Annotated in this window: 12 protein-coding genes; 9 read left to right on the top strand and 3 right to left on the bottom strand. The window is 70.3% G+C overall.

The features are described 5' to 3' along the window. Positions 1-13: 13 nt before the first annotated feature. Both ACQFZP_RS12715 and ACQFZP_RS12710 read right to left on the bottom strand, forming a co-directional pair. Positions 14-6,982, bottom strand: coding sequence for a non-ribosomal peptide synthetase (locus ACQFZP_RS12715; RefSeq protein ID WP_307852835.1), 6,969 nt, complete (start codon positions 6,980-6,982; stop codon positions 14-16). Between the two features lie 104 nt (positions 6,983-7,086). Continuing rightward, positions 7,087-7,314, bottom strand: a complete 228-nt coding sequence (locus ACQFZP_RS12710) for a hypothetical protein (RefSeq protein WP_104311480.1) — start codon at positions 7,312-7,314, stop codon at positions 7,087-7,089. Positions 7,315-7,433: 119 nt separating this feature from the next. Here ACQFZP_RS12710 and ACQFZP_RS12705 point away from each other — a divergent pair, with 119 nt between their 5' ends. Next, on the top strand, positions 7,434-10,202 hold the full coding sequence (locus ACQFZP_RS12705; RefSeq protein ID WP_211891584.1) for a rhomboid family intramembrane serine protease: 2,769 nt from the start codon (positions 7,434-7,436) through the stop codon (positions 10,200-10,202). Here the strand turns inward: ACQFZP_RS12705 and ACQFZP_RS12700 are convergent. Further along, a complete protein-coding gene (locus ACQFZP_RS12700) occupies positions 10,166-10,759 on the bottom strand; it encodes an NAD(P)H-dependent oxidoreductase (protein WP_211891583.1) in 594 nt (197 codons plus the stop codon). The genes ACQFZP_RS12705 and ACQFZP_RS12700 overlap by 37 nt on opposite strands. A gap of 70 nt (positions 10,760-10,829) precedes the next feature. Between ACQFZP_RS12700 and ACQFZP_RS12695 the strand changes: the two genes are divergently transcribed. The 8 genes from ACQFZP_RS12695 to ACQFZP_RS12660 all read left to right on the top strand — a co-directional run bounded on the left by ACQFZP_RS12695 (position 10,830) and on the right by ACQFZP_RS12660 (position 18,526). Next, on the top strand, positions 10,830-11,402 hold the full coding sequence (locus ACQFZP_RS12695) for a TetR/AcrR family transcriptional regulator (protein WP_211891582.1): 573 nt from the start codon (positions 10,830-10,832) through the stop codon (positions 11,400-11,402). Positions 11,403-11,627: 225 nt separating this feature from the next. Further along, positions 11,628-12,038, top strand: coding sequence for a VOC family protein (locus tag ACQFZP_RS12690; RefSeq protein ID WP_211891581.1), 411 nt, complete (start codon positions 11,628-11,630; stop codon positions 12,036-12,038). 125 nt (positions 12,039-12,163) lie between these two features. Beyond that, positions 12,164-13,111, top strand: a complete 948-nt coding sequence (gene mvk, locus ACQFZP_RS12685) for a mevalonate kinase (RefSeq protein ID WP_179557543.1) — start codon at positions 12,164-12,166, stop codon at positions 13,109-13,111. Beyond that, positions 13,108-14,121 (top strand): diphosphomevalonate decarboxylase, encoded by a 1,014-nt coding sequence (gene mvaD, locus ACQFZP_RS12680; RefSeq protein WP_211891580.1) that lies wholly within the window; start codon positions 13,108-13,110, stop codon positions 14,119-14,121. Before mvk ends, mvaD begins: the two co-directional genes overlap by 4 nt. Continuing rightward, positions 14,118-15,206 carry a phosphomevalonate kinase gene (locus ACQFZP_RS12675; protein WP_211891579.1) on the top strand — a complete coding sequence of 363 codons (1,089 nt, stop codon included), beginning with the start codon at positions 14,118-14,120 and terminating at the stop codon, positions 15,204-15,206. Before mvaD ends, ACQFZP_RS12675 begins: the two co-directional genes overlap by 4 nt. Next, positions 15,199-16,284 carry a type 2 isopentenyl-diphosphate Delta-isomerase gene (gene fni / locus ACQFZP_RS12670; protein WP_211891578.1) on the top strand — a complete coding sequence of 362 codons (1,086 nt, stop codon included), beginning with the start codon at positions 15,199-15,201 and terminating at the stop codon, positions 16,282-16,284. The genes ACQFZP_RS12675 and fni overlap by 8 nt, the downstream gene beginning before the upstream one ends. Then, a complete protein-coding gene (locus ACQFZP_RS12665) occupies positions 16,281-17,327 on the top strand; it encodes a hydroxymethylglutaryl-CoA reductase (protein ID WP_211891577.1) in 1,047 nt (348 codons plus the stop codon). Before fni ends, ACQFZP_RS12665 begins: the two co-directional genes overlap by 4 nt. A 26-nt stretch (positions 17,328-17,353) precedes the next feature. Then, positions 17,354-18,526 (top strand): hydroxymethylglutaryl-CoA synthase, encoded by a 1,173-nt coding sequence (locus ACQFZP_RS12660; protein WP_104311489.1) that lies wholly within the window; start codon positions 17,354-17,356, stop codon positions 18,524-18,526. Positions 18,527-18,553 lie beyond the last annotated feature (27 nt).

Below are 18,553 nucleotides of genomic sequence, written 5' to 3'. Positions count from 1 at the left end.
GACCTGCTCTGCTTCATCCGCTGGCGCCTCGCTCGCCCGGACCAGGCGCGCGAGGCGCCAGCGGCGCGAGGGAGGCGCCGTCGGTGGAGATGTGATGGAGGACGAGCTCGAGCAGCCACGAGTCGTCGCCGGCGGGAGTCAGGCCTGCGCGCAGGGGAAGCTGGCTCGTCAGGTCGAAGCCGGCCGATGCGTCGACCGGCTCGTGCTGGAGCACACCGGCGGCGGGTTCATGGATGCGTTGCACCGGAGCCCCATCGACTTCGGGGTACGTGGTGCGCAGCACCTCGTGTCTCGCGACGAGGTCGTCGACCGCGCCGGACAGCGCCTCGAGGTCCAGGTCGCCGTCGAGGCGAGCGCTGAGCACGACGTTGTAGTTACCGGATTCGGGGGCGAGCTGGTTCAGGAACCAGAGGCGCGCTTGGCCGGGCGAGAGCGGCAGGGCTTCGCCGTGGACGCGCGGGTTGGCTGCGGTCCACTCGGCGAGCGGCGGGCGCGAGCTCGGCCCACCGGTGGGGTCGGCCACCGGGTGCTCGCCCGTGCGGCCGAGCACGGCAAGGAGGGCGGCCGGCGTGGGGGCGTCGAAGATCGCGCGCAGGGGAGGGGCGGCGCCGAAGCGCTGGCGCAGCTCACCGGCGAGCGCCACAGCGAGCAGGGAGTGCCCACCGAGCCGGAAGAAGTCGTCGTCCAGGCCGACCTCGTCGAGGCCGATGACGGCGGCGAACGCCTCGCACATGCTGTGCTCGTCGTCCGTCTCGGGCTTGCGGGAGCCCGCGACCGACTCCGGGGCGGGGAGCGCGGCGAGGTCGACCTTGCCGTTCGGGGTCAGCGGGAGCCGCTCCAGCACCGTGACGGTGGCCGGAACCATGTACTCCGGCAGCTCGGCGCGGGCGAAGGAGAGGACGGCGTCGGCATCGGCTGCCCCGGCGACCCAGGCGACGAGCCTCGCGCTGTCGGGACCTGCCGGCGCGTGGATGGTCGCGACGGCGGCCTCGACGCCCGGAGCGCGCTCCAGGCTGCGCTCGACGTCGTCGAGCTCGATGCGGTAGCCGCGGAGCTTCACCTGGTCGTCGTCGCGGTGGAGGAACTCGAGTTCGCCGGAGGGGTGGCGGCGGACGATGTCGCCGGTCCGGTAGAGGCGGGTGCCGTCTCCCGAGGGGTCGGCGATGAAGGCGCTCGCCGTCTCGGCGGTGCGTCCCAGGTAGCCGTGGGCCTCGGAGGCGCCAGCGAGGTGGAGTTCACCCGGCACGCCGTCCGGCACGTCGCGGAGGTAGCCGTCGAGCACCCGAGCGGTCACGTTGGCGACCGGGCGGCCGATGCGAACACCTCCCGGCTCGGTCAGGCGCGTCACGACGGAGTCCACCGCGAACTCGCTCGGGCCGTAGAGGTTCCAGGCCTCGATTCCGTCAGCGCTGAGCAGGGAGTCCCAGAGGTCGGACGAGACGGCCTCGCCACCGAGGGCGACGAGCAGCGGCGTCTCGCGTTCGGTGCTCTGCTCGAGAAGGCCGGTGCCGATGAGCTGGCGCACGTACGAGGGCGTCGTCTCGAGCACGTCGATCGAGGAACCCGACACGCGCTGCACCAGCTCGTCGGCGTTGCGCCGCGTGGCGTCGGACGCCATCACCAGGCTCGACCCCGCGGCAAGCCAGAGGATCGGGTCCCAGGCGGCGTCGAAGCCGAGGCCGGCTACGTGCAGGACGCGCGGGGGGCGCCCGCCGAGGAGCTCGCGGAGCGGGGAGATCATCGCGTGCAGGTGCTGCGCGAGGACATTGGCGAGGGCGGAGTGCGGCACCTGGACGCCCTTGGGCACACCGGTGGTGCCGGACGTGAACACGAGGTAGGCGGGCTGCTCGGGGAGCGGCAGGGCGGGGAGGTCGAGGTCCGACTCGCTGGCGCCGAGCTCGACGAGAGAGGTGGGGGGCACGGTCCGAGTCCCTGACTCGTCGGCGAGGGAGCCGAGGCGCGCCTCGTCGACCGCGACGAGCAGCACGGGGGTGCTGGCGTCAAGGATCTGCGTGATGCGGGCATCCGGGTAGTCGATGTCGACGGGCACCGCGATGGCACCGCTGCGGAGCGCGGCGAGCACGAGCGTCACGGCGTCGCCGGAGCGGGGCAGCGCGATGGCCACCCGGTCTCCGGGGCGCACGCCTGAGGCGACGAGGCCACGGGTGGCGGCGTCGATGCGCTCGCCGAGCTCGGCGAAGGTGAGAGGCTCGGTGTCGTCCTCGAGGGCCAGCTCTCCGGGGAGACGGCGGACGCTCGTGGCGAGTTCATCGAGGATCGTCCCGTCCATCGGCAGGCGCTCGCCGCGGGCCTGCGCGTCGATCCGCTGCTGGGTCGCCCGGTCGAGGGCCGGGAGATCGGAGAGGGCGAGCTCGACGGTGTCGATCATGGCGGAGAGCATGCGGTCGACGGTGTCGCGCATGCGCCCGATCGTCGACTCGTCGAAGAGCGCGAGGTCGTAGGCGAGGGCGGCCTCGAGCGGGCCTTCGTCGCCGGCGGGGGTCGAGAAGTCGAGCATGAGGTCGGTCTTGACGCCGGCGGTCGTGACCTGGCTCGGGACGGTGACGACGACCTCGCCGAGGTCGAGCTTCGCCGGCTCGGTGTTCTGGAGCGTGAGGAGCACCTGGAAGACGGGGTGGCGGTCGGCCACGCGCGGCGGCCGGAGGGCGTCGACGACCGCATCGAACGGCACGTCCTGGTGGGCGTACGACTCGGTGTTGCCCACGCGCACACGCTCGATGAGCTCGCCGAGCGTCGGGTTCCCCGCGAGCGAGGTGCGCAGCGCGACCGTGTTGACGAAGAAGCCGACGAGTCGCTCGAGCTTCGGGTCCACGCGTCCGGCCACGGGGGTGCCGACGACGATGTCCGTGCCGGCGCCGTGCTGGCCGAGCGCCGCCGCGACTGCCGCGTGCAGGACGATGAAGAGACTCGTCCGATGCTGCGCCGCGACCTCGCGGAGGGCGCGGTGGCGCTCCGCATCCAGTTCGAAGGCGAGGTGGCCGATGTCGCTCCGCCGCGCGCCGCGCTCGCGGTCTCGCGGGAGGGCGATCTCGTCGGGTGCGTCTGCCAGCGTGCGCCGCCAGAAGTCGAGCTGGGTGCTCATGGCGCTCGAGGGGTCGTCCTCTGAGCCGAGCGACTCCCGCTGCCACAGCGTGTAGTCGGCGTAGGAGACGGGGAGCGCGGGCAGCACGTCGTCGGCCGAGACGCTCCTCTCGCCGGCGGCCGCGGCGACGTGGCTCGAGTAGGCCGCGGAGAGGTCGGCGGCGAAGGGCGCGAGCGACCAGCCGTCCGAGGCGATGTGGTGCATCGTCGCGACGAGCACGTGGTTCGTCGGCGAGGTGCGCAGGAGGACAGCGCGAAGCGGCACCTCGCGGGTCACGTCGAAGGGGCGCAGCGACTCCTGGCGGACGATGTCGTCCACCCGGTCTTCTGGCACGTCGACGGAGGTGAAGGCGGGGGCGCCGGCGTCGATCGGGAGGATGCGCTGCCTCGGCTCGCCATCGACGTAGGGGAAGACCGTGCGCAGCGGCTCGTGGCGCTCTGCGATGTCCCGGAAGGCGGCCCGGAGCGCCGCCTCGTCGAGCGTGCCATCGAGGTGCAGCACGATGGGGATGTTGTAGGCGCTGGAGCCTGGCTCGAGGCTGTTCAGGAACCACAGGCGCCGCTGGGCGAGGGAGACCTGGAGCTCGTCGCCGTGGGGCGTTGGGGCGAGGGGGCGGGTGCGGGCGGCGTCGGCGCTGTCGTCGTCGAGCGCGGCGAGCCCGGCGACGGTCGGGCGCTCGAAGACGTCGCGCACCGTGATCTGCCGGTCGAGGCGCTCCGTGAGCTGCGAGGCGAGTTTGGTGGCGAGGAGCGAGTGGCCGCCCGCGCCGAAGAAGTCCTCGTCGACGCCGATCGACTCGATGCCGAGCACCTCGGCGAAGGCCTCTGCGGTGACGCGCTCGGCGCGTGTGCGCGGCTGCTGCACGGGGTCGTTCGGGTGCTGCTCCGGGGCTGGGAGTGCCCGCCGGTCGAGCTTGCCGTTCGGGGTCATGGGCAGCTCGCTCAAGGCGAGCACGCTGCTCGGGACCATGTAGCCGGGCAGGTCGGCGGCGAGTGCGGCCTTCGTCTGCGCCGCGAGGTTCTCCTGCTGGCGCTCGCCGGTCACGTACCCCACGATGCGGGCGGATGCGCCGTCGCCCACCACGATCGCGGCGGCGGCTGAGACCCCGGGCTGCCTGCGCAGCGCGGCCTCGACCTCCGCGAGCTCGACCCGGTACCCGCGGATCTTCACCTGCTCGTCGATGCGGCCGAGGAAGCGGAGCGAGCCGCTGCGACGGCGACGGACGACATCGCCCGTGCGGTACATCCTGGTGCCGTCCCCGGCGAACGGGTCGGCGAGGAAGCGCTCGGCGCTGAGGCCGGGCTGGCCGACGTAGCCGGACGCGACGTTGGCGCCGGCGAGGTAGAGCTCGCCGATGGCGCCGTCCGGCACCGGGGTGAGGGAGGCGTCGAGGAGGTAGTGGCGCGTGTTGCGCACCGAGCTGCCGATGTGCGGCTCCGAGCCCTGCACGATGGGCGCGATGAGGCTGTCGACGGTCGTCTCGGTGGGGCCGTAGAGGTTGAGGGCGGAGACGTCCGGCTGGGCCGCGAGCGCGTCCCAGAGGGCGGGCCCGACGGCCTCCCCGCCGAGCGCGATCTCGGTCGGGTACCTGTCCTGCTGAAAGAGTCCGCCCGCGATGAGGGCCTCGGCGAACGACGGGGTCGTCTCGATCGCGTCGATGCCGTGTTCGGCGAGGTAGGTGGCGAGGCGCTGCGGGTCGCGGCGCACGTCGTCGTCGATGAGGTGCAGCTCGTGGCCGGCGAAGAGCCAGAGCAGCGGGTCCCACGCGGCGTCGAACGAGAGGCCGGCCGTGTGGGCGACCCTCACGGGCCGGCCGAGGCGCTCTGCCGCTGGGTCGAAGATCTCGGCGCGGTGGTGCTCGAAGAGGTTGCGCAGGGCGAGGCGGTCCACGCCGACGCCCTTGGGGCGCCCGGTGCTTCCCGAGGTGAAGACGACGTAGGCGAGCTCTGAGGGGGAGACGGGTGCAAGGCCGCTCGGGTCGGCGGGTCGCTTGCGCCAGGCGATGGACGTGTCGGCGTCGATCGGCAGGGTCGCGACGCGCCAGGACGCGCCATCGGCGAGGTCGCGCTGCTCCTGGGCCTTGCTGGTCAGCAGGAGCGCGGGCGATGCGTCCTCGATCATGTTGCCGACGCGGTCGATGGGGTACTCGGGGTCGAGGGGGACGTAGACGCCACCCGCCTTGAGCACGGCGAGCACGAGCATCGGGAGGTGCTTGCTGCGCTCGATGCGCACTGCCACCGTGCGCCCTGGACCGACGCCCTCGCCGACGAGGTGGTGCGCGAGGCGCGTCGAGAGCTCGTCGAGCTCCGAGAAGGTGAGCGTGCCGTCAGCTGCGACGACCGCACGAGCCGTGTCGCGGACCGCGGCGACCTTCGAGAACGCGCGCAGCACCGATTCCTGGCCGATGGGCACGTCGTCGCCGGAGCCCTGCCCGAGGAGACCGGCGATCTCGTCCGCTCGCACCACGTTGGCGTCCGTGACGGTGGTCGCGCTCGGATCGTCGAGCACCTGCGAGAGCAGCTCGAGCATCCGCCCCGCGTGCTCGCTGAGGATCTCGGCCGTGTAGAGCTCGGCGTCGCCTTCGAGCTGGAGCGTGGGCTCGGCGGCCTCGCTCGTCAGCCCGGAGATGACGACCGACAGGTCGTGCACCGGACCGGTCGAGAGGATGTTGACGGTGCCGCGCGCGCGGCCGAACACGAGCTCGTCGATGACGGGGAGCAGGTTGACGGAGGGGCCGGCGAGGGCGTGCGTCTGCGCGACCTCCTCGACCCGGAACTGCTGGTGCGCGACGGCGCCGCGCACGGCGTTGCCGGCGTTGGCGATGACCTCGGAGAGGCTCAGCCCCGGGGCGACGTCGACGCGCAGGGGCAGGATGCTCGACAGCATGGACGGGATCGTCTTCGCGAGCTTCCCGCGCCTCGCCGTGACGGGGAGGCCGAGCGAGACCCGGACCTGGCCGGTCATCTTCGACAGGTAGAGGGCGACCAGTCCGACTGCCGTCTTCGGCATGTCGCGACCGAGCGCGCGCAGGCGCTTGGCGTCGGCGTCGGGGATGGTCGTCGACACGCGCACGACGCGCTTGGCCGCCCGGCCGGTGGTTCCCTCGAGCCCGGTCACGACGCTGTCGTCGGCGAGCTGCTCGCGCCAGTAGTCGGCGTCGGCCGCGTGCTGATCGGAGACCGCGTACTCGTCGAGGTGGGCCAGCAGTTCAGGCAATCCGGGAAGGGGAGACGCGGTGCGCGCGGCCAGGTGCGCGATCGGGCCGGCGAGCAGGGCGCCGAGCACCCCGCGGGGGGCGCTCTTCTCGAGCCGGGTGTACGCGCCGGCGAGGTAGCGGAGGCCCACGACGGCGGAGTAGCCGTCGAGGAGCACGTGGTGCACACGCTGGAAGAGCAGCCAGCGAGCGTCCGCGACCCGGTACAGGGTCGTGCCGAGCAGCTCGCGTCCCGTCATCGGCCGCGGCGTCTCGAGCTCGCGGTCCATGCGCTCGAGGGCGACCTCGACCGCCTGCTCCTCGCCGAGCTCGCGCAGGTCCGTCACCGCGAGGAGGTCCGCGGTGGGCGACGGGCGCTCGATGATCGCGTACGGCCCGTCGCCGTCCTCGGCGAGCACGAGGCTCATCGCGTCGAGGTCGGCCACGGTCTTCGTGAACGCGATCCGCAGCAGGCGCTCGTCGAGCTGCCCTCGCAGGTCCAGGTACTGGCCGATCTGGTAGCTCGGGTTGTCGGGATCCAGCTGCTGGGCGTACCAGATGCCGAGCTGCGCCGGGGTGAGGCGCAGGCGATCCGATGCCGCGCCGTCATCGTGCTGGTCGCTCGGGCCCCGCTGGCCCTTCGGGGTCTGCTGGCTGGTCTGCGTCTGCTGGCTGGCCTTCGTCACTGTGCGCTCCTCATAGCGGTGCCGAGGTCTCCCTCGGCACCTGGTCTCCTGCTGTGCTGCGGCTGGTCGCCGCGGCTGGCCTCCCTCAGACGGAGGCGCGGCCGCTACTGGAACTGGCCGATCTGCAGGGAGTTGAGGAGGCCGCCGAGGTCGATGAGTGGGCCGTCGATGAGGGGGCCGTTGATGAGCGCGCCGCTCGCCGTCGTCGAGACGGAGCTCGCCGGTGCGAGATCGGCTGCGCTCGCGGGGGCGGCCGTCAGGGCGACTGCGCCGAGAGAGAGGGCCGCGGCCGTGGAGAGGCTGGCGATGGTGCGCGTCGTCGTCTTCTTCATTGTCTTGCTCCTCAGTTCGCTGTGTGCCGGGTTGGTCACAAGAGTCCTTCGGAACCGGTCTGGCGGCGGTTTGGCATCAATCCGAGGCCTCTCGGTCGTTTCACAGCTAGCCTGAACGCGTGTTCGACTGGCTGATAGCTATCCCCCCGCTGCTCGTTGTCCTCCTCGTGGCCGTCATCGTCACGCTCGAGAGTCTCGGCTTGCCCCTCCCTGGCGAGAGCGTGCTCATCGCCGCGGTGCTCATGAGCGTGGCAGGCACTGGGGTCGACCCGTGGCTGCTCGCCGCCGCGGCCGCCGTCGGCGCCATCGTGGGCGACTCGATCGGCTACTACATCGGCAAGCGCTGGGGAGCGCGACTGCTGCACTACCTCTCGCAGCGGTTCCCGAAGCACTTCAGCGTCGCGCGCATCAACGCCGCCGTCGGGCTCATGCAGAAATGGGGCGCGTACGCCGTCTTCTTCGGTCGCTTCATCGCGCTGCTCCGCGTCTTCGCGGGACCCCTCGCGGGCGCCATGGCCATGCCGTACGGTCGCTTCTTCGTCGCGAACGCCCTCGGTGGCGTCGCCTGGGCGGCCGGTGTCACCGCCATCACGGTCGCCCTCGGGAAGAGCGCCCTCGCGCTCATCCACGCGTTCGGCTGGGCCGCGCTCGCGGTCGCCGTCGTCCTGGTCATCGTCATCGTCGCGGTCGTCGTCTACCGAGCCCGCAACCGACCTGAGGGGGCGGATGCGAGCAGCGAGACCGAGCAGGAACTCGACCTGCTCATCCCTGCCGCCCAGGATGCGCAGGAGACCGCTCCGGGAGGGGCCGCGGGTCGCGACGCCATCGGGGCGGCGGTCCGCCCACTCGTCACGTTCGCCCGTCGTGCTCCGTTCACGACCATCCTGGTCCTGGTCCTCATCGTCGGAGGCGTCGCCACCGGCGCGATGTGGCACCTGTCACGAGCGCAGCCCTGGTACGGAGACGTGGCCTTCGGCCTGCCGCCGCTCCAGGCCGGCATGTGGTGGACCCCCATCACGGGGTCGCTGCTCGGCAACGGCGCCTGGCACTACGCGCTCCTCATCGTGCAGCTGCTCATCGTGGGCGGCGTCTTCGAGTTCCGCTTCGGCTGGAAGCGAACCGCCCTGGTCTTCCTCGCCGGTCAGGCGCTCGCCGTGCTCGGAACGCTCGCCATCGTCGCCGCGCTCGCCCCGACCGGGTGGGAGTGGGCGACCAGACTCGCGGGCAGCCTCGACGTGGGGGCATCCGGTGGCATCGCAGCGCTGACCGCCGCCCTCGTCTGGGTCCTCCGACCGCCATGGCGCCTGCGACTGGGTCTCGCGCTCGGGGCGCTCGTCTCCCTGCGCCTCCTCTATGTGGGCGACCTCGCGGACCTCGAGCACTTCCTGCCGGTCGCCGTCATCTTCACGATCTACGCCGTGCAGCGGCACCGCAAGACGGGCCTCGCCACGAGCACGCGCGAAGACCGCCTCATCGCCTTCACGGCGCTCATCGGCCTCGGTGCGGCGCAGGTCGTCGCTGCCCTCTTCACGCTCGACGGACCGCTCGGCAAGTCGACCGCCGAGACCGAGACCTGGGTCGGCGTCGCGATCGACGTCGTCGTGATCCTCCTCGTCGCGAACGGCATCAGGCGAGGACAGCGCTTCGCGTGGATCGTCGCCGTGACCCTCGGCATCTTCAACCTGCTCGAGCTCGCGCTCATCGTCCTCGACGTCGCAACGTCCGGCAGCCTCGACGACGGCCTGACCATGAACTTCACGGGCTCGCTGCTCTGGGTGCTCGTCGTGCTCTTCCTCGTCGTCGCCCGCAGGTCCTTCGCCGTGCGCGTGCGCCCGTCGAAGAACTCCATCTCCGGGGACCGGCGAGGAACGGTCGAGGAAGCCCGCGAGATCCTCCCGAGAGTCGGGGGCAGCACGATCTCCTGGATGACGCTCTGGCCCCGGAACCACTACCTGATGAGCCCCAAGAAGGATGGCTACATCGCCTACCAGGAGTACTCGGGGGTCGCGCTCGCGCTCGGCGACCCGGTTGCGCCCGCGACGGAGCTGAGCGACCTCATCCACGACTTCGCCTCCCGCGCCGAGCTCGCCGGGCACACGCCGGCGTTCTTCTCAGCGACGCAGGCGACCGTGGACGCCGCCCCATCCAGCTGGCAGCGAGTTCAGGTGGCGGAGGACACGATCATCGACCTCCCCGGTCTCGAGCTCAAGGGGAAGCCCTGGCAGCCCGTCCGCTCCGCCGTCAACCGGGCCGAACGCGAAGGCATCCGCTTCAAGATGACGACCCTCGCCGAGGAGCCGTGGGCTGTGCTCGCGCAGGTGCGCGCGATCTCCGAGGACTGGGTGGGTGACAAGGGGCTGCCCGAGATGGGCTTCACCCTCGGCGGCGTCGACGAGGCACTCGACCCGGCCGTGCGGCTCGGCATCGCGATCGATGACGACGGCAGCGTGCACGGCGTCACCTCGTGGCTGCCCGTCTACGGCAGCGAGGGCGAGGTCCGCGGCTGGACGCTCGATCTCATGCGTCGACGCGACGGTGGCTTCAAGCCCGTCATGGAGTTCCTCATCATCTCGTCGGCGCTGGCCTTCCGGGATGAGGGTGCCGCCTTCGCCTCGCTGTCGGGGGCGCCACTGGCGGGGTCCGGCGAGGCTCAGGCCAGTGCGCTCGACCAGGTGCTGAGCCAGGTCTCGGAGATCCTCGAGCCGCTCTACGGCTTCTCGTCCCTGCACAACTTCAAGACGAAGTTCAACCCGAGGTACGAGCCCATGTACCTGCTCTACCGGGACGAGGCCGACCTGCCGCGCATCGGCATCGGCCTGACGCGTGCGTACCTCCCGACCGCGACGACGGGTCAGCTCATCAGGGCGGGACTCGGCGCCGGCAAGTAGCGCCTGGCGTCGTTCTCGCCGAGCGTGGACGCTTCGGCGAGCCACTGCTCGCGCTTCTCGGCCGTCGAGGTCTTGACGGGGGAGAAGCGCGTGACCGCGATGGGCGAGAGGCCGATGAAGCCGAGCACGTGCGTCTTGAGCTGCCGGACAGGTGTGTTCCCCGTGAGCCGCAGGTAGGTGCCGGGGCTGTCCGCAGTCATGATGATGCGCGCGCTGCGTCCCTTGAGGAGGCCCTTGGGGAACGTGCCCGAGGCGTCATAGGCCATGCGAGGGAGCAGGAGCCTGTCGAAGAAACCCTGGAGCAGTGACGGCACGGAGCCCCACCAGACCGGGGTGACGAGCACGATCCTCGTCGCCTCCTGGATGGCGGTCCAGGCCTGCCGCAGGTCGGGCTCCAGCTCCTGCCGCTTGGTGTAGCCGAAGCGCAGGTTCTGGTCGAACGCGAGGTCTCGCACGGCGAGGATCCTGGCGTCGCCGTGTGCGTCGGCGTAGCGCGTCGCGAGCGCGGCGCAGAGGGAGTTCGGGTTGGGGTGGCCGTCGATGACGAGGGTGTGCATGGTGGCTCCTGAGCCTTGAAGTGGACAGTGTCAAGATGTGGCGAGAGTCAGCCTAGCTACAATGTTGCTCATGTCAAGATCGGATGCGCCCTATCACCACGGCAACCTCGGCCCCGTCCTCGAAGCAGCCGGCGTCGAGCTGCTGGCGCAGAAGCCGCATTCATCGATCAGCCTGCGCGAGCTGGCGCGGGAGGCTGACGTCAGCCACAACGCGCCGTACCACCACTTCGGCGACAAGACCGGGCTCTTCAAGCGGCTCGGCGAAGTGAGCATGCAGCGGCTCGTCGACCAGTTCCTGGCCGCGGATGCGCCAGGCCTCGACGCGCAGGAGCGCGCGCTTGCGCTTGGCGCCGCCTACGTCGAGTTCGCCGTCGACAACCCGCATGCGTTCACGCTGATCTACGACCCGGAGGTGTGTGTGCCAGGTTCCCCGAGCGAGACCATGGCCCCGCTCATCCGTCAGCTCGAGGACACACTCGGCGACGCGGCGGCGGGACTTGACCCCGAGGCTGGCGCTGCGCGAATCGAGGCGCGCGCGACGGCCCTCTGGGCGACCATGCAGGGGCTCGCATATCTGGTGATCGCGGGGCATCTCACCCGTGCTGAGATCAGGCCCGCGATCGCCGAGTCGCTTCGACGCTGAAGCGCCTCAGTCACGGTCTCGATGTGAGGCTCGAGTCAGGCGAGCGACTCGACGACGGCGACGACGCGTCGTTCGCGCACCGCGGGGTGCTGGTCGGCGCGGTGACGGGCGTGAGGCAGGAGTTCCGCGAGATTCGCTGCTCGGATGCGTCTGATTGTCGGCGGCTTGTGCCACGATCAGATCCAGCGACGATGACCGTCGTCGCGACCTATGAGAGGCCCGACCATGGCAGTCATCCTGAACCCCTACATCCACCTCATCGACAACGCGCGCGAGGCGCTCGAGTACTACAAGTTGGTCTTCGGGGGCGAGCTCGTCCTGAGCACCTTCGGTGGCTCTGGCATGCCCATGGACCCTTCCGTATCAGAGAAGATCATGCACGGCCAGCTCACGACCACGAGCGGCTTCACGATCATGGCCTCGGACACCCCCTCTTTCATCGAGCCCAACCCGGGACGAACGGTCGAGATCTCCATCAGTGGTGATGCAGCGGACGAGCTGCGCGGCTACTGGGACAAGCTCGCCGATGGCGGCGAGATCGAGCAGCCCCTCGTGCAGGCGCCGTGGGGTGACACGTTCGGAATGCTCGTCGACCGCTTCGGGATCGCGTGGATGATCAACATCCTGGGAAGCTGACGAGTGCGCTGCATGCGATCAGCCTGACTGCGCCGTACACTTGACGCCGACCTACTGCGAGGTGAGTGACCCTGGTGCCATCGAGTTTCGACGTGACGTCGCTTGCTTCTCTCGACACTTCTGCGTTGCCGCGAATCGGACGAGCCGTCGGGCGCGGGAGCGCCCACGCCAAGCTCATCCTCTTCGGTGAGCACGTCGTCGTCTACGGAAAGCCCGCCGTCGCGCTTCCGCTTCGTGCCATGCGCATGCGGGCGACCGCATGGCGTGAGGGCACAGAGCCCCGCTTCGAGTCGGACCACTACACGGGCCCGCTCGCTGCCGCCCCCGAGATCGTCGAGGCGCCACGCACGGCGATCGAGGAGACCCTCAGGGCCATCGGGGGCGACCTCGAGGGTCTGACAGTGGCCGTTCGCGGCAACATCCCGCTCGGGCGCGGCCTCGGGTCGAGCGCCGCAGCGGCCGGAGCCATCGTCGACGCGGTCTCGCGGCTCCATAACGTCACGCTCTCCGGCGGCGAGCACTTCGCGCTCGTCCAGCTGGCGGAGCAGGTGGCGCACGGCAAGCCGAGTGGACTCGATGCGCTCGCGACGACCATTCCGTCGCCCATCCGATTCCAGAACGCCAGCGCCGTGCCGGTGCCTGTCGCCCTCGACGCGTGCTTCGTGATCGCAGACACGGGCGTGCACGGTTCGACGCGCCAGGCCGTCGATGACGTGCGCACCTCGCTCGAACGCGACCACGACGCGACGATGACCATCATCGACACCCTCGGTGACCTCTCGGACCTGGCTATCACCGACCTTGAGACCAACGAGGCGCGCTCGCTCGGCGCCCGCATGACGCAGGCGCACGAGCTCCTGTCAGCGCTCGGTGTGAGCCACCCAGCACTCGACGAGCTCGTGGCCGCGGCGACGGGTGCAGGGGCGCTCGGGGCCAAGCTCACGGGCGGAGGCCTCGGTGGATGCATCGTCGCCGTCGTCGAGCGCGGCAACGCGTCGGCGGTCGCCGCAGCGTTGCAGGGCGCGGGGGCCATCCAGACCTGGAGCATCACCAGCACGGGCACCCCGCTGTGAGGTCGACTGCCGTCGCCTTCCCGAACATCGCGCTCATCAAGTACTGGGGGAAGCGCGACGAGGCGCTGATCATCCCGCAGACCTCGAGCCTCTCGCTGACGCTCGCCGTCTACCCGACCACGACGACCGTCACGCTCGCGGCGGAGGCCGAGCAGCACCAGGTCCTGCAAGACGGCGCCCCCATGTCGCAGGCGGCGTCCGTCAAGGTAGCCCGCTTCCTCGACCACGTCGGTCAGCTGGCCGGCAGCACGAGAGCTGCGCGCGTCGAGACGAGCAACGCGGGACCGACCGGTGCAGGCCTTGCGTCGTCCGCCTCCGGTTTCGCTGCCCTCGCTGCCGCGGCTGCTGCGGCGTACGGGCTCGACCTCTCTGCACGCGACCTCTCGCGACTCGCCAGGCGTGGCTCCGGCTCCGCCTCGCGCTCGATCTTCGGCGGCTTCGCCGTCTGGAACGCCGGCACCGACGACCTCAGCTCCTACGCGGAGCCCGTGAACGACGCGCACGTCGACGCGGCCATGGTGCTCGGCATCGTCAACGCCGGGGAGAAGCCGATCTCGAGCCGCGACGCCATGCGCCGAACCGTCGAGACCTCGCCGTACAACGCGCCGTGGGTCGAGACGAACCCGACCGAGCTCGCGCTCATGCGCGACGCGCTGCGTCGAGGCGACTTCACCGAGGTCGGTGAGATCACCGAGCGCAACGCGCTCCGCATGCACGCCGCGATGCTCGGCGCCGTGCCTCCCGTCCGATACCTCACCGCGGGCAGCATGGCCCTCATCGACGCCGTGGCGGACCTCCGCCGCGGCGGCCTCGAGGCGTACGCGACCATGGACGCCGGGCCGAACGTCAAGACGCTGTGCCGCTCCGCTGATGCCCCCGCGGTCCGAGCAGCGCTCGCAGCCGCAGCTCCCGGCACCGAGTTCGTGATCGCCGAGTCAGGTCCGGGTGTGGCCGTCTCCGGTCCGGACGACGGGGCCGCGGTCCCAGGCATCCCCGGAGCAACGCGGTGATCGTCGCCGAAGCCCCGGGCAAGCTCTTCGTCACCGGTGAGTACGCGGTTGTCGAACCAGGCAGGCACGCCGTGATCGTGGGGGTCTCCAGGCTCATCCGTGCCCGCCTGCACGCCGCCGCGAACGACGCGGTCAGCTCGGTCCGGTCGCTGCACTTCGGCTCGCAGCCCGTCCCGGTTGCCATCGATGGCGACTCGGTCTCGATCGACGCAGCCGGTGGCGAGCTCGTGCAGGAGTGCATCCGCGTCGTCCACGACCTGGCACGTGAGCGGGGGATCGAGACCTCGCCGTTCGCGCTCGAGATCGAGAGCGAGCTCGACGACGAGCACGGTCGCAAGTTCGGACTCGGCTCGAGCGGTGCCGTCGCCGTCGTCACCGTGCGCGCCGTCGCCGAGCACCTCGGTCTCGGCCTCGACGACGACGCGGTCTTCCGCCTCGCAAGCCTCGCGACCATCGAGCTGCGGCCGGCCGCCTCGTGCGCTGACATCGCGACGAGCACGCTCGGGGGATGGGTGCACTACGCGTCGCCCGACCGGCTCGCTGTTCGCGAGCTGCGTCGTGCGAGCGGGGTCGAGGCGAGTCTCAGCGAGGCCTGGCCAGGACTCGTGCTCGAGTCGCTGCCAGATCCGAGTTCCATGGTGCTGCACGTGGGATGGACCTCAGCGCCAGCCTCGACGGCCGAGCTCGTCGGTACACTCCACGCGGGGGACTGGCGATCGAGCACCGGATACGCGGCCTTCCTCGGGGAGAGCGACAGGATCACGGCGGCTCTCGTCGCGGCGATCCGAGCCGACAGCGTCGAGCACGCCCTCCTGGCCATCCGCGACGCGGCCGACAACCTCGAGGCGCTGGACGAGTTGAGCAGCATCGGCATCCGCACCCCCGCGCTGCTGGATCTCATCGCCGCGGCACGCGGCGTCGGGATACCGGCGAAGACCTCGGGGGCAGGTGGCGGCGACTGCGGAATCGCGCTGGCGCCGGCCCGCAACGAGGCGCTCGACGCCGCATGGCGCGCCGCCGGCATCGAGGTCCTGGACCTGCACGTCATACCGCACCGTCGAGTTGGAGTTCGCGAACATGGGTAACCGCAAGGACGAGCACGTCGACCTGGCCCTCGAGCAGCGGGCAGGCATCACGCGCAACGACTTCGACGACGTGCGCTTCGTCCACCACGCCCTCGGCGGGATCGACCGCGGGTCCGTCTCGACGGCCGTCGAGGTCGCCGATGCCAGCTGGCCTGTGCCGTTCTACCTCAACGGCATGACGGGCGGCAGCGACCGCACCGGCGCCATCAACCGCGACCTCGCGGTGGCGGCTCGCGAGACCGGCATCGCCATGGCCGCCGGCTCGCTCTCCGCCTATCTCAAGGATGCCGCCACGGCCCCCAGCTTCCGCGTCATCCGCGATGAGAACCCGCGCGGGTTCGTCATGGCCAACGTCAACGCCACCGTCAGCCCGGACGACGCGCGGCGCGCCGTCGACCTGCTCGAGGCGAATGCGCTGCAGATCCACATCAACTCGGTGCAGGAGACCGTGATGCCGGAGGGCGACCGAGACTTCGCTGCGTGGCCGGGGGCCATCGAGGCCATCGTGCAGCGAGTCGGCGTTCCGGTCATCGTCAAGGAAGTCGGATTCGGGCTCAGCTCGAAGACGCTCGCACGCCTCGCCGCGCTCGGAGTGTCATACGCGGACGTCAGCGGCCGGGGTGGCACGGACTTCGCCAGGATCGAGAACTCCAGACGGCGCCTGGGCGACTACGCCTCGCTGGTCGGCTGGGGACAGTCGACCCCTGAGGCGCTCATCGAGGCGGACGCCAGTACCTCGCCCACGCCCGTCCTGCTCGCCTCGGGAGGCGTGCGAACGCCACTCGACGTCTTGAGGGCGCTTGCCCTCGGCGCGCGCGCCGTCGGCGTATCCGGCCACTTCCTCGAGGTGCTCGTCGAGGACGGCCTGGAGGCGCTCGTCGAGCACATCCGCTCCTGGCAGGATCAGCTCGCTGCGCTGCAGACCATGCTCGGCGCTCCCACTCCTGCGGCTCTGGGCCAGCAGGAGCTCATCCTCCACGGCGCGCTCCTCGAGTTCTGCGCCTCCCGCGGCATCGACCCGGCCGTCGTCTCGCGAGCCCGCGGGCGCGGCACCCTCCCATCGAAAGGACAGCGATGAGCACCGAGCTCCTCGACCACGCACCAGTTCCGCTCAAATGGGTGGGTCCAGTCCGCGTGACCGGCAACGTCATGGAGGGTGAGCAGCTCGTCCCGCTCGCGACCTACGAGCAGCCGCTCTGGCCCTCGGTCGGCCGCGGCGCCAAGATGTCCATGCTCGTGCCGGACGGGATCAAGGCGACCCTGATCGACGAGCGCATGAGCCGCTCGGTGCTCTTCGAGGCGGACGACGCCGGCGTCGCGCTCACGGCGCTCCACGAGATCCAGGCGCACATGCACCTGCTGCAGGAGGTGGTCGCGACGAGCAGCCGCTTCGCTCGCCTCATCGACCTGCACGCGCAGATTGCCGGCAACCTGCTCTTCCTCAGGTTCGAGCTCACGACCGGCGACGCGTCCGGCCACAACATGGTGACGCTCGCCTCCGAGCGACTCATGGACTTCATCCTGCGTCGCTGGCCAGAGCTCCGCTACGAGTCGATCTCGGGCAACTTCTGCTCCGACAAGAAGGCGACCGCGGTCAACGGCATCCTCGGCCGGGGCAAGAACGTCGTCACGGAGCTCGTGCTCCCGCGGCGCACCGTCGAGCGCTGGCTCCGGTCGACTCCGGAGAAGATCGCCCAGCTCAACGTGCGCAAGAACCTCATCGGCACGATGCTGGCTGGCGGCCTTCGAACGGGCAACGCGCACTACGCGAACATGCTCCTCGGCTTCTTCCTCGCCACGGGGCAGGATGCGGCGAACATCGTCGAGGGCTCGCAGGGAATCACCCACGCCGAGGTGCGCGACGGAGACCTCTACTTCTCGTGCACGCTGCCCAACCTCATCGTCGGGAGCGTCGGCAACGGCAAGGGGCTCGACTTCATCGAGGCGAATCTCGAACGCCTCGGCTGCAAGGAAGACCGCGAGCCCGGAGCGAACGCTCGGCGACTGGCCGTACTGTGTGCGGCAACCGTTCTCTGCGGCGAGCTCTCCCTCATGGCAGCCCAGACGAACCAGGGCGAGCTGATGGCCTCGCACATCAAGCTGGAACGCGCCGCGAACTGAGCGACGCGCGGAAACGAGCGAACACTATGACAACACCAATCGGCATCCACGACCTCGCCTTCGCGACGGGGTCCCGAGTGCTCGACCTCTCGGTGATCGCCGAGCGGCTCGGCACTGAGATCGAGAAGTACACCATCGGCATCGGCCAGGAGCGGATGAGCATCACCGCCGCCGACGAGGACGTCGTCACGATGGGAGCGGCGGCAGCCAAGCAGATCATCGACCGGCACGGCACCGAGGGGATCCGCACGGTTCTCTTCGCGACGGAAACCGGCATCGATCAGTCGAAGGCGGCTGGCGTGTACGTGCACCAGCTGCTCGGTCTGCCGGCCACCTGCCGAGTCGTCGAGCTGAAGCAGGCCTGCTACTCGGCCACCGCCGCGCTGCAGTTCGCCACGGCCCTCGTCGCACGCGACCCGCGGCAACGCGTGCTCGTGGTGGCGAGCGACGTCGCGCGCTACGAACTGGGTTCGAGCGGTGAGCCGACCCAGGGGGCCGGCGCAGTCGCCATGCTGGTGGCTGCCGACCCGGATCTTGTCGTCATCGAGCCAGGCTCAGGGGTGTTCACCAGCGACATCATGGACTTCTGGCGTCCGAACGGCCAGGTCACCGCGCTCGTCGACGGCAAGTACTCGATTCGCGCGTACCTCCAGGCCGTGGAGAGCGCGTGGAACGACTACACCGAGCAGGGCGGATTCCCCATCGGCGACTTCCACCGCTTCTGCTACCACCAGCCGTTCACCAAGATGGCCGCTAAAGCGCACCGCCACCTCATCAAGACAGCAGGAGGTGACCTCGAACCGGCGGCTCTCGACGCCCAGATCGCGCCCACACTCCGCTACAACAGGGTCATCGGCAACACATACACCGCATCGATCTACCTTGCGCTCCTGAGCCTGCTCGACAGCGAGGAAGAGCTGGAAGGCAGCCGTATCGGCTTCCTGAGCTACGGCTCCGGAAGCGTGGCGGAGTTCTTCGGCGGCACGGTTCAACCTGGATATCGAGAGCACTTGCGAACCGAAGAGAATCGAGCAACGCTCGCGAATCGCGTTCCCATAGATGCCGCACAATACCTGGAGTGGCATGAACGTCGGGATCCGACCGAGTTGGGGGAGTTCACGCTCCCGAACGAGACGGAGGGTCCATTCCGGTTGGCCGGTTTCAGCGACCTCAAGCGCGAGTACGCCGCTACGCAGTGATTCCACTGGTGGGCGGGGCTAGCATTC

Source organism: Pseudoclavibacter sp. Marseille-Q434, assembly GCF_050315415.1.
Taxonomy (GTDB): domain Bacteria; phylum Actinomycetota; class Actinomycetes; order Actinomycetales; family Microbacteriaceae; genus Pseudoclavibacter.
The sequence above is the reverse complement of the archived record's forward strand: the minus strand, read 5'-3'. Positions and strand labels throughout refer to the sequence as shown.

What these genes read in the sequence shown, in the direction of transcription:
- ACQFZP_RS12710 (WP_104311480.1), bottom strand. Translation starts at nt 7,314, where the DNA reads ATGAAGAAGACGACGACGCGCACCATCGCCAGCCTCTCCACGGCCGCG.
- ACQFZP_RS12695 (WP_211891582.1), top strand. Translation starts at nt 10,830, where the DNA reads ATGTCAAGATCGGATGCGCCCTATCACCACGGCAACCTCGGCCCCGTC.
- ACQFZP_RS12700 (WP_211891583.1), bottom strand. Translation starts at nt 10,759, where the DNA reads ATGCACACCCTCGTCATCGACGGCCACCCCAACCCGAACTCCCTCTGC.
- ACQFZP_RS12665 (WP_211891577.1), top strand. Translation starts at nt 16,281, where the DNA reads ATGAGCACCGAGCTCCTCGACCACGCACCAGTTCCGCTCAAATGGGTG.
- fni (WP_211891578.1), top strand. Translation starts at nt 15,199, where the DNA reads ATGGGTAACCGCAAGGACGAGCACGTCGACCTGGCCCTCGAGCAGCGG.
- ACQFZP_RS12660 (WP_104311489.1), top strand. Translation starts at nt 17,354, where the DNA reads ATGACAACACCAATCGGCATCCACGACCTCGCCTTCGCGACGGGGTCC.
- ACQFZP_RS12690 (WP_211891581.1), top strand. Translation starts at nt 11,628, where the DNA reads ATGGCAGTCATCCTGAACCCCTACATCCACCTCATCGACAACGCGCGC.